The sequence below is a fragment of the Streptomyces sp. NPDC005803 genome (assembly GCF_040630435.1).
In the GTDB taxonomy this organism is placed as follows: Bacteria; Actinomycetota; Actinomycetes; order Streptomycetales; family Streptomycetaceae; genus Streptomyces.
Genome location: NZ_JBEXXO010000036.1, coordinates 39982 through 50954, shown reverse-complemented (window position 1 = coordinate 50954; position 10973 = coordinate 39982). Strand labels below are relative to the sequence as shown.

8 protein-coding genes are annotated in these 10973 nt (G+C 73.4%); 2 read left to right on the top strand and 6 right to left on the bottom strand.

Annotated features, from left to right (window positions below; genetic code table 11):
- Positions 1–117: 117 nt before the first annotated feature.
- The 6 genes from ABZ454_RS34710 to ABZ454_RS34685 form a co-directional block, all read right to left on the bottom strand.
- On the bottom strand, positions 118–1071 hold the full coding sequence (locus ABZ454_RS34710) for a hypothetical protein (protein WP_359543516.1): 954 nt from the start codon (positions 1069–1071) through the stop codon (positions 118–120).
- Complete coding sequence (locus ABZ454_RS34705; RefSeq protein ID WP_356325404.1) at positions 1068–1196, bottom strand: hypothetical protein; 129 nt, start codon at positions 1194–1196, stop codon at positions 1068–1070. The genes ABZ454_RS34710 and ABZ454_RS34705 overlap by 4 nt, the downstream gene beginning before the upstream one ends.
- Positions 1193–2719 carry a hypothetical protein gene (locus ABZ454_RS34700; RefSeq protein WP_359543515.1) on the bottom strand — a complete coding sequence of 509 codons (1527 nt, stop codon included), beginning with the start codon at positions 2717–2719 and terminating at the stop codon, positions 1193–1195. Before ABZ454_RS34700 ends, ABZ454_RS34705 begins: the two co-directional genes overlap by 4 nt.
- Before the next feature lie 72 nt (positions 2720–2791).
- Complete coding sequence (locus ABZ454_RS34695) at positions 2792–6457, bottom strand: hydantoinase B/oxoprolinase family protein (protein ID WP_359543514.1); 3666 nt, start codon at positions 6455–6457, stop codon at positions 2792–2794.
- 273 nt (positions 6458–6730) lie between these two features.
- On the bottom strand, positions 6731–8152 hold the full coding sequence (locus tag ABZ454_RS34690; protein WP_359543513.1) for a HEAT repeat domain-containing protein: 1422 nt from the start codon (positions 8150–8152) through the stop codon (positions 6731–6733).
- 277 nt (positions 8153–8429) lie between these two features.
- Complete coding sequence (locus ABZ454_RS34685) at positions 8430–8822, bottom strand: ankyrin repeat domain-containing protein (RefSeq protein WP_356325412.1); 393 nt, start codon at positions 8820–8822, stop codon at positions 8430–8432.
- Positions 8823–9135: 313 nt separating this feature from the next.
- On the opposite strand from ABZ454_RS34685, the gene ABZ454_RS34680 reads away from it, so the two are divergent.
- Positions 9136–9330, top strand: a complete 195-nt coding sequence (locus tag ABZ454_RS34680; protein ID WP_018103962.1) for a hypothetical protein — start codon at positions 9136–9138, stop codon at positions 9328–9330.
- Between the two features lie 37 nt (positions 9331–9367).
- Positions 9368–10960: a hypothetical protein gene (locus ABZ454_RS34675; RefSeq protein ID WP_359543512.1), complete on the top strand. Its 1593-nt coding sequence runs from the start codon at positions 9368–9370 to the stop codon at positions 10958–10960.
- Positions 10961–10973: the final 13 nt, after the last annotated feature.

Sequence of the window (10973 nt, the reverse complement as noted above, 5' to 3'; positions counted from 1 at the left end):
CTCGTCGTTCAGGCAGCGGGGGGAAGGCGTCGGGAGGAAGGCGTCGGCGGGGGTGGCCGGTCACCACCGCCCCGGTGGTGACGGGGGCCGGTCACCGGCCGCCCCGGTGGGGGCAGGTCAGCTGTGGAACGGGAGGCCGGCGTCGGCCACCAGCTCCAGGTCGTCGGGGTCGGGTGGCGGCAGCAGCGTGGCCGATCCGTCGGTGACCGGCACCACGCCCAGTTCCAGGAGCTCGGCCATGGCGGCGCTGCCTGCCATGTCGCGGACCTGGAGCTGGTAGCGGGCGGTGGTGCGGAAGGCGCCGCCGGCGTCGTCCCCGGTGCGCTGGAGGAAACCGGAGTCGGTGAGGAAGGCCACGGCCTTGCCGACGATGCCGGTGGTGGACCCCGCCAGCCGCCGGGCGTCCTTCGTCGCTCCGGTGGAGCTGCGCCGGGCGTAGATCCGCCAGCCGGCTTCCAGGCCGGGGGCGTCGCTGGCCGGGTCGGTGTTGTCGCCGTGCTCCTCCGCCCGCTCCTCCAGACGGTGGCACGCCTGGCGGACGAAGGCGTCGACGCCGTTGACCGTGATCCGGCCGATGTACGCGTCGTCGGCGAGGTCCTCGGGGCGCGGGAAGGCCATCGCGGCGACGGCCAGGTGCGCGAGCCCGTGGAGGAAGCGGTCGGCGGAGTCCGAGGAGGCCCGCCGCGCGTAGTCGCCCATGCGCACGGCGAAGACCGAGTCCTCGCCCGCCGTGACGGCCATGCCGGCCCGGGTGGACACCTCCAGTACGACGAGGCCCAGTCCGGTGGCTACGGCGTCGGCGAGCCGGGCGAAGGCCGGCTCCTCGCGGTAGCGGCGCAGCAGTTCGGCGTACTCGGCGTCGCGTGCGGGCAGCAGTTTGGGCTGGAGCCCGAAGGCGACGAGCCGGGAGGCGTCCGCCGCGTCGGCCGGGGTGACGGGGGTGGGGGCCGCCGCCGGCCCGGACGCGGGCCGGTCGGCGGGGTAGCCGGCCGTCGGCGTCACCCGGTCGGCCGGGTGCGCGGCGGCCGGGTCGCTCCACGCGTCGGTGTGCTCTGCGCGGTGGTCGCTCACGACGGTCGCTCCTCGGTGCGGAAGGTCTTCGGTACGGGGGGACCGGCCGGGGCGCCGGTGGCCGCGCCGTACAGCGCGGCGCCGGGTGCCGCAGGGGCGGCCGGGGTGGCCCGGGGCGTTCTCATGTCGCCTCCGAGCGGTCCGCCGCCATGCCGGCGGCGTCCAGCAGGGCCGTGCCGACGATCAGGTCGGCGCCGCCGAACTCGGGGTCCTGCAAGGGGGTCCCGTCGTCCACGGAGAACAGCAGGCGGCGCTCGCCCTGGCGGTAGGCGGTGCCGACCGGCGGGCTGGCGGCGTGCACCGCGAGCAGGGCGACCAGGTAGGGCAGTTCCGCGTCGCGCCGCCGGGCCTCGGCCAGGAGTCCGGAGAGGCGGCGCGGGGCGTCGTGTTCCAGGTCGAGCAGTTCCCTCGCCGACGCCAGCTGCTCCTCGCTGAACCGGCTGTCGTCCGGGGTGGCGATCAGGTCCGGCTCGGGCATCTCGGCGCCCAGGTGTTCCCGTTCGAGCGGCGGGGTGAGCAGCAGGTCGACCAGGTCGCCCACCCGGACCGCGGTGGGCGTGCGCAGCCCCGTGCCATGGGCGAAGAACGCGTCGGTGGCCCGGATGGCCTGCTCGACGGGGAGCGGCAGCAGCGGGGCCAGGAGCTGTCCGTACAGGTCGAGTCCGGTGCGGGCGGCGGGTGCGGCGAAGGCCTGGCGGTCCTGCTCGGCGCGGAACAGCGGTCCGGCCTCCAAAAGACGGGACTGGAGCTGGGTGTGGCGGCGGATGCAGTCCTTGACGATGTCGACGAGCTCCGCGGCGCGCCGCTTGTGCTCGGGCTCCTCGGCCTCGTCGCGGGCCTTGCGGATGTTGGTGAGGATCGCGTTCTCGTGGCGGTAGCGGTCGGCGACGTGGTCGAGTGCCTCGGCGATCATGTCGGGCACGGCGTTGAGCCAGTCGACCGCGCGCACGTTGCGCCGGGTCGCGTCGAGGGTCTTGCGGAGTGTCTCCGCGTACTGCACGGTCCGGTAGCGGGCCTGCTCCGCGGCGAGCTGGGCGTCGGCGAGGCGGCCCCGGCTGATCAGGACCTCCAGTTTCACCTCGGCGGCGATCTGGGCGCTGGTGACGTCCGTGTCGAGCGCGCCGACCAGGACGTTGACCGCCTCGTCGGTGGCTCGCAGGTAGACGCTGCCGCCGTATCCCGGGACCTCCTCGATCAGCTTGAAGTCGTAGTCCCGGCGGACGTAGACGCCGTCGGGTCCGAAGGTGCCGTAGACCGCGCGGAAGCCGCGGTCCACACTGCCGACGTTGATCAGGTTCTCCAGCACCCAGCGGGCGACCCGTTCGTGCTCGGCGACGGGGCGGCGAGGGGCCTGGGCGGCGACGCGCGGGAGCAGTCTGGCCACTATCTGGTCGTGGTCGGCGCCGGTGTCGAAGTCCATGTTGAGGGTGACGAGGTCGATCGCCGCGAGGGCGACCTCGGCCATCGCGTACACGGTGTACTCACCGGCGAGGTTCGCCTTGCGCACGTCGAGGTCGTGCAGCGGCGCCGTGCACGCGAGCGCGCGCAGCCGCCGCGAGAGCCCCTCGTCGGCGGCCGGGCCCGGTGCGGGCCGCGGCCCCGCGCTGAGCTGGGGCGCAGCGTTTTCCGTGTAGGCAGGCGAAGTCACGCTGCACAGATTAGGTCCTCGGACTGACAACGGTCGAAACGGCGCAGAAGCGGCCGGTTGCCCCGCAGTCGGTCATGCTCCCGCGCGCGGCTCCGGCCGGCCTTGCCGCGGGCCGTTCCCGGGCTCTTCGCCCGGGTCTCCGTATCCCCCGCCGCCCGGGGTGCGGACGACGAGTACGTCGCCAGCGCCGAGAAGGGCGGTGTCGCAGCCCTTCAGGGGGGTGCGGCTGCCGTCGGCGCGTTCGACGTGCTGGCTGCCCAGGGCGCCCGGGCCGCCGCCCGCCATGCCGTACGGCGGGACGCGGCGGTGGCCGGTCAGCAGCGCGACCGTGACGGGTTCGAGGAAGCGGATCCGGCGTTCCACTCCGCGGCCGCCGTGCCGGTGGCCGCGCCCCCCGCTGCCCTCGCGCACCTGGAAGCTCTCCAGGAGCACCGGGTAGCGCCATTCGAGGATCTCGGGGTCGGTGAGCCGCGAGTTGGTCATGTGCGTCTGCACGGCGTCGGCGCCGTCGAAGCCCTCCCCGGCGCCCGACCCGCTGGCCAGGGTCTCGTAGTACTGCACCCGTTCGTTGCCGAAGGTGACGTTGTTCATGGTGCCCGAGCCCTCGGCCTGGACGTTGAGGGCGGCGTACAGCGCTCCGGTAACAGCCTGCGAGGTCTCGACGTTGCCGGCGACCGTGGCCGCGGGGTGCACGGGCGACAGCATCGAGCCCTCCGGGATCCTGATGTCCAGCGGGGTGAGACAGCCGCTGTTGAGCGGGATGTCGTCGGCCACCAGGGTGCGGAACACGTACAGCACCGCGGCCATGACGACGGACTTCGGGGCGTTGAAGTTGCCCGGCTGCTGCGGTGAGGTGCCGGTGAAGTCGACGAGCGCGCTGCGGGCGGCCCGGTCCACGGTCAGCGTCACCTCGATCACGGCGCCGTTGTCGGTCTCGTACCGGCAACGGCCGTCGTGGAGCCCGGCGATGATGCGGCGCACGGACTCCTCGGCGTTGTCCTGGACGTGCCCCATGTAGGCGTCGACGACGTCGCGGCCGAACTCATCGACCATGCGGCGCAGTTCGGCGATGCCCTTCTCGTTGGCGGCGATCTGGGCGCGCAGGTCGGCGAGGTTGGTGTCCGGATCGCGGGAGGGGTGGGCGGCGGTGGTGAGCAGTTCACGGGTCTCCGCCTCGCGGAAGGCGCCGTCCCGTACCAGGAGCCAGTTGTCGAAGAGCACCCCCTCCTCGTCGACGGTGCGGCTGAAGGCGGGCATCGAGCCGGGCGTGATGCCGCCGATCTCGGCGTGGTGGCCCCGCGAGGCCACCAGGAATCTCAGCGCGGCAGCGCCGTCCGCCTCGTCGAAGACCGGGGTCACCACGGTCACGTCGGGCAGGTGTGTACCGCCGTGGTACGGATCGTTGATGGCGTACACGTCGCCGGGGCGCATCGTGGCGCCGTTGCGGCGCAGCACCTCCTTGATCGACTCCCCCATGGAGCCCAGGTGCACCGGGATGTGCGGTGCGTTGGCGATCAGGTTGCCGTCCGCGTCGAACAGGGCGCAGGAGAAGTCGAGCCGCTCCTTGATGTTGACGGAGCGGGCGGTGTTCTCCAGGCGCACGCCCATCTGTTCGGCGATGGACATGAAGAGGTTGTTGAAGATCTCCAGCATGACCGGGTCGACGCGGGTGCCGACGGCCTGTCGCGCGGGGCGCGGGCGGGCGCGGGTCAGGAGCAGGTGGCCGGTGGGGCCGGGGGCGGCCTGCCAGCCGGGGTCGACGACGGTGGTGGCGTCGGCCTCGGCGATGACGGCCGGACCGGTCACGGTGTCCGTGGGCCGCAGGTCGGCTCTGCGGTGGAGGGCGGCGTCCCGCCAGCCGCCCTCGGTGAACATCCGTGCCGTGTCGTGGGGTCGCGGGACGGTGGCGTCGCCCCGCTCCGGCCCGGACGGTCGCGGAGTCCCGTGCTCCCCCGCCGCCCCGGTGGCCTCGACGGAGACCGCTTCGACGACGAGTGGCCGGTCCATGGTGAAGCCGTAGCGCGCGCGGTGCTCAGCCGTGAACGCCTTGGTCATGGTGTCCGTCGTGTCCAGGTCGGCGGAGAGGCTCGCGTCGGTGCCCCGGTACCGCAGGAGTACGCGCGCCCGGGTGCTGATCGCACGGTCGGGGACACCGTCGGCGCGCAGGTCGGCCCGGGTACGGGCGGCCAGCGCGTCGCACACCTCGTCCAGTCGGGGCCGGGTGGACGCGTCGAGCGGCGCTTCGACGGACTGTTCGCGCATGGCGGTCGCGTCGGCCAGTCCGATGCCGTACGCGGACAGCACACCGGCCAGCGGGGGCACGAGGACCGTGTCGATGCCGAGGGCGTCGGCGACGGCGCAGACGTGCTGGCCGCCGGCTCCGCCGAAGCCGGTGAGGGCGTACCGGGTGATGTCGTGCCCGCGCTGCACGGAGATCTTCTTGACCGCGTTCGCCATGCCGAGCACGGCGATCTCCAGGAATCCGGCGGCGGTGTCGGCAGCGGTCCGCCGGATCCCGGTGGCCCGTGCGACCTCGTCGGCGAGCGCCTCGAAGCGCGTCCGTACGGTGTCGGCGTCGAGGGGCAGGTCGCCGTCCGGCCCGAACACGGCGGGGAAGTGGGCCGGCTGGATCCGCCCGAGCATGACCTGGGCGTCGGTCACGGTCAGCGGGCCGCCCCTGCGGTAGCAGGCCGGGCCCGGCACCGCTCCGGCCGAGTCGGGGCCGACCCGGTAGCGCCGGCCGTCGAAGTGCAGGACGGAGCCGCCGCCGGCCGCGACGGTGTGGATGCTCATCATGGGGGCGCGCATCCGCACACCCGCCACCTCGGTGCCGAGCTCGCGTTCGAACGTGCCCGCGTAGTGCGAGACATCGGTGGAGGTGCCGCCCATGTCGAGGCCGATGACCCGGTCGTAGCCCGCCTGCGCGGAGGTCCGGGCCATGCCGACGACCCCGCCGGCCGGCCCGGAGAGCACCGCGTCCTTGCCCCGGAAGTGCGCCGCCTCGCGCAGGCCGCCGTTGGACTGCATGAACATCAGCCGGATGCCGTCGAGCTCGGCGGCGACCGTGTCGACGTACCGGCGCAGGATCGGCGAGAGATAGGCGTCGACGACGGTGGTGTCGCCGCGCGGCACCAGCTTGATCAGCGGGCTGACCTCGTGGGAACAGCTGATCTGTGTGAACCCCGCCGCTCGGGCCTCGGCGGCGACCGCCTTCTCGTGGCCGGGGTGGCGGTAGCCGTGCATCAGGACGACGGCCGCGCTGCTCAGGCCGTCGCCGCGCGCGGCCCGCAGCCGCTCGGCCACGGCGGCCCGGTCCAGGGGCCGCACCGTGCGCCCCTGGGCGTCGACCCGCTCGGGGACCTCGATCACCCGCTCGTACACGGCCTCCGGCAGCAGGATGCGGCGGTCGAAGAGCCGGGGCCGGTTCTGGTAGGCGATGCGCAGGGCGTCGCGGAAGCCTTCGGTGATGACGAGGACGGTGGGCTCGCCGCGCCGCTCCAGCAGTGCGTTGGTGGCGACGGTGGTGCCCATCTTGACCGCGGCCACCCGGTCGGCGGGGACCGGTTCGTCCGGTCCGAGCCCCAGCAGCAGCCGGATCCCGGCCACGGCGGCGTCCCGGTAGCGGTCCGGGTCGTGGGAGAGGAGCTTGCGGGTGACCAGCCGCCCGTCGGGGTCGCGGCCCACCACGTCGGTGAACGTACCGCCTCGGTCGATCCAGAACTCCCAGCGCCCGGTCACCCCTCCATAGTGGCGCTCGGCCCTCGGGAAGGGATGCGAAACGCGCGAAAGGTCCGGCCGAGGGGTGGGGCGGTACGGCGCGGCGCGCCCCCGACGCGCTGCGTTCGTGCGGTTCCCCGGCTGGGCGGACGCCCGGTGAGGTGCGCCCGGCGCCCTGGGACCGCCGGTGTGTTCCTCGGCCCTGCGGCCGTCCTGCGGGATGCGTCCGGCGCCTTCGGACCGCTGACGCGTTCCCCCGTCGGACCGTCACCCCATGAGGTGCGTCCGGCGTCGTCAGACCGCCGGTGCGTCCGGTCCGATCCTGCTCCGTACGGCTGACTGCACCTCGGCCTCCTCGGCCGGGTCGGCGGCCAGTCGGCGCAGGCGCTCGGCCACCCTGATGTCACCGGTCTCCGCGTGGCGGGCGGCGACCTCCCGGGTCGTCTCCTCGCAGTCCCAGAGGCATTCGACGGCGAAGCCGGTGGCGAAGGAGGGATCGGTGGCGGCGAGGGCCCGGGCGGCCCTGCCCCGCAGCTGGGAGGAGGACGTCTCCCGGTAGACGTGGCGCAGGACGGGCGCGGCGCAGGCGATGCCGAGCCGGCCGGCGCCGTCGACCAGGGTCCACAGGCGGGGGGCGTCGGGTCCCTCGCCCCGTACGGCGTCGCGCAGGGCGCCGAGGACCAGCGGGGCGTCCTGCGCGCCACCGCGGCTCGCCAGCACACCGGCCGCCGAGGCGCCGAGGGCGTCGGGCCGCCGTGCCCAGCGGCGGGCCCGTTCCACGGCCGCCTCGCCGCACATCCGCTCGAAGGCGGCGACGGCCGCTTCGGCGACGGTGCGTGAGGCGCTGACCGACGCCTCCTCGATCAGGCCGAGCACGGCCGGGTCGCGGACCTCGGCGGCCAGGTAGTGCAGCGCGGCGCAGCGGGCGCCTTCCGGGCCGCTGCGGGCGGCCTCGACGATCATGGGCCGGTCCTCGGGTCCCGCCACCGCGGAGAGGCAGCGGGCGGCCGGCACGTGAAGGACGCTGCCGCGGTCGAGCCCTTCCTGGGCCCAGTCGAAAACCGCCTGGACGCTCCAGCCGGGGCGTGGACCGCCGGGCCGCATCTGCCGCTGCCAGCGGTCGAACGAGCCCTGTTCGGAGGCGGCGCGCACCCGGGCGCCGACCGATGCGCGCGGATCGTCGGCCCAGAGCCGCCAGGGGCGGGGCTCGTAGGCGTCGCGCACGGTGGCGGCCAGTTCGGCGCGGCCCTCAGCGTCCTCGGGGAACCGGGCGAGCACGGGCACGGCGAGGGACCGGAGCCCGGCGTCGTCGTCGCGCAGCGCCAGTTCGTCCAGGGCCCAGGCCCAGTTGGAGCCGGTGGCGGCGTAGCGCCGCAGCAGGGCCAGGGCGTCGCCGCGGCCGTAGGAGGCGAGGTGGCCGAGGACCGCCAGGGCCAGGCCGGTCCGTGAGTCGTCCGTGTCGAGGTGGTCGTCGGCGTCGCACAGGTGCCGCTCGATCTCCTCGATCCCGCCGTCGAGGTCGAGATACAGGCGTGCGTAGTAGAGGGAGCGGTTCTCCACCTGCCAGTCGTGACGCGGATCGCTCAGGACGCAGTGGTTGAGAGCCGCCAGGGCCTCGGGGCGTGGTGCGGCGAGCGCGTGGAGCGTGCCGTCGCCGCGGCCCCTCTGCAGCAGGCCGAGCAGCGTGCCGCTCGGCGCTATGAACGGATCAAACATGGGAAAAGCCTCACATCAAGCTGTCGACGCAACCGGGACTGTGCAGTTCCACGTGCCGGGTGGGGCACTGGTGCCGTGACCGGCGATGTTTGCCGCGACGGGCAAAGCCTGCCGGGAGGGGGCACTAAGCCGCGCAGCAACATGATCGGCCGACTGCCGTCTTCTGCCTGGTGTAGACCATCTTCCTCTGCCTCTCGTCGGTGGCCCGGATCGGGCCCGCGACGTCATGATGACCCAGCCATATCGCCACCGCGACCACATTTACGGCGAAGCCCCCTCAGCGGGCGCCGAAGAGTTCCAGCAGGTCGGCCTTGCCGAACATGCGCGCCGTGTCCAGCGCGGAGGGTACTCCGACGGCCGGATCGGCTCCGGCGTCGAGCAGGGCCCTGATCACCGCTTCCTCGCCCTTGAAGACGGCTCCGGCGAGCGGCGTCTGGCCTCGGTCGTTGGCGCGGTCCGGGTCGGCGCCGCGGCCGGTCAGGGCCGTGACCGCGCAGGCGTGCCCGTGGTAGGCGGCGAGCATCACCAGCGAGTCGCCCCGGTCGTTGGTGAGGTTGACCGGGACACCGGCGTCGACGTAGGCCGCGAGGGCGTCCGCGTCGCCGTGGCGGGCCAGGTCGAAGACCTTGGTCGCCAGTTCGACCACCTCGGGATCAGGGGTTTCGCTCATCGGGGGACCGCCTTCCTTTAACCGTCCGTGCTGCCGCCGGCCTGCCGGGGCGTGCGCCACGTGGGCCGTGCGAGTGAACCGACAGGGTACTGCCCGGGGGTGCACATGCCCCGGCCCGCCCATGGCGAAAGATCACGTCGAGTGACGACGGAGCGGGGCGCGGCCCCGGAATCCGCTCCGGCTGACGCCTCGGCGTGCGCCAGTCCAGTGAGAAAACAGACTTTTCACCCAATTGCAGCTTTTATCCTATAGATACTTCCGGTGAGCTTGGAAGGACTCATGGTGACTGTCCCCCCAACCAGGAGAACCACTCATGATCCTTTCCATGTCAGGCGTCGTCATCCTCGGCATCATCGTCTTCCTGTTCTTCAGGAAGGACGGCCTCAAGGCATCGCACGCCCTCGTCACCGCCCTGTTCGGCTTCTACCTGGCCGGCACCGCCATCGCACCGAGCATCACCGCGGGCGGAGCGAGCCTCGCCGGCCTCTTGGGCGGGATCAAGTTCTGACCTCCGCTACCGTTCCCACCCCTTTCAGGAGACCGACGTGGCCCGGCGACCACTCCCCCGCATTCTGAGCAGCGGCAGCGCTTCGCTCACTCGCAGTCGCGAGTTCGCGCGCACGGCCGCCGACAGCGCCACCGACGTGCTCCATCCGCTGATCATGGTCACCCGTGGTCTGCGGCTGCTGGCCGGTGCAGGACGGCAGAAGTGGGCCGCGACGCCCAAGGACCGGCGTGGTCCCACGCTGTTCCTCGTCGCGGCCTGCGTGCTCGTGGTCGCGCTCATCCCGTACGGGCCGCTGCTGGCCCTCGTCACGGTGATGGGCGCCGCCGCGTGGAAGGGACGGGAACGCACCCCCGCCAAAACCGGTCCGGACGAGGCGGAGGCCGGGCGCCTGCAGGCTCTGTACGAGGCGCTCGTTCCCTACTTCTCGACGGCCGACGACCCCGGTCCGCTGTTCACCCACGGCGGCGACTGGGACAAGGTCTTCAGTGGGTACGCGTTCGACGGCGACGGCCGGGTGAGCAGCCTCCGCGTGACGTATCCCCCCTACTTCACCGACAGCGAGCCCGCTTCCCGCGCCCGGATCGAACAGCTGTTGCACGCCAAGTCGGGCCGCGGCCGGGAGTACCGCTTCAGCTGGGACGAGGAGGGCAACCAGCTCCTCATGAACGTGCTCGACGCCCTGCCCACCTCCCTCACCGCCCAGCGCTTCGTCACGGCCCCCGGCGAGACCGTCCTCGGGTTCACCGACGACGACGCCGTGCAGCGCACGGTGCCGGTGAGCGACGGCGACGAGACCCGTGACGCGCCGGGAGTCGTCTGGCGGACCGGCGCGCGCTCCACCGAACCGCATCTGCTGATCGCCGGGCAGCCCGGCAGCGGCACCACCACCCTCCTGCGCTCCATCGCTCTCCAGGCCCTCCAGAACGGCGACATCCTGATCATCGAAGGCAGCGGCACCGGCGAGTACGCGTGCTTCACCGGACGCGAGGGCGTCCTGGCCGTCGAGAGCGGGCCGGCCGGAGCGCTGTCCACCCTGGAATGGGCGGCCAACGAGACGGAACGGCGGCTCATCGAGGCCCAGCGGGCCCGGCAGGCCGGTGACCCCGCCCCCGACGACATCCGGCGTCCCCTCTGGATCCTGCTGGACCGGCCGAGCGCGCTCGGCCCCCTCGCGGCCTCCGACGGCGTGAGCGATCCGCAGCGACTGCTCCAGGTGCCGCTGCGGCACGGCAGGGCCGCGGGCGTCACCGTGGTGGTGACCGAGCAGTTCGACAGCCTGGACGGCCTGAGCGACACCGTCCGGTCCCACACCAGGGCGCGGGTCGTGCTCGGCCCCTGCACGCCCGGCCAGATCGAGTCCGTGCTCGGTCTGGAGCCGCACACCACCCCCACTCCGGACGTCCCGCCCGGCCGCGGGTACGCCCGGCTCGGCACGGGCCAGGTGCTGCGCATCCAGGTGCCCGCCACGCCCGATCCGTACGACGACGCGACGAGCGAGGCGCAGCGCCAGGCCGTGCTCGACCTGCTGCCCGAGCGGCGGACCGCGGTCGAGGCGAGCATGCCCGAACCGGTGAGGGCGGAGGCCGTGACCGCTTCCGTCGCCGTCGAGGACCTGGCCCTCAGCGACTGACCCCGGCGGACGA

Excerpts from the sequence above, each read along its gene's own strand:
- ABZ454_RS34705 (WP_356325404.1), bottom strand. The coding sequence starts at position 1,196 with ATGAGAACGCCCCGGGCCACCCCGGCCGCCCCTGCGGCACCCGGCGCC.
- ABZ454_RS34690 (WP_359543513.1), bottom strand. The coding sequence starts at position 8,152 with ATGTTTGATCCGTTCATAGCGCCGAGCGGCACGCTGCTCGGCCTGCTG.
- ABZ454_RS34685 (WP_356325412.1), bottom strand. The coding sequence starts at position 8,822 with ATGAGCGAAACCCCTGATCCCGAGGTGGTCGAACTGGCGACCAAGGTC.
- ABZ454_RS34680 (WP_018103962.1), top strand. The coding sequence starts at position 9,136 with ATGATCCTTTCCATGTCAGGCGTCGTCATCCTCGGCATCATCGTCTTC.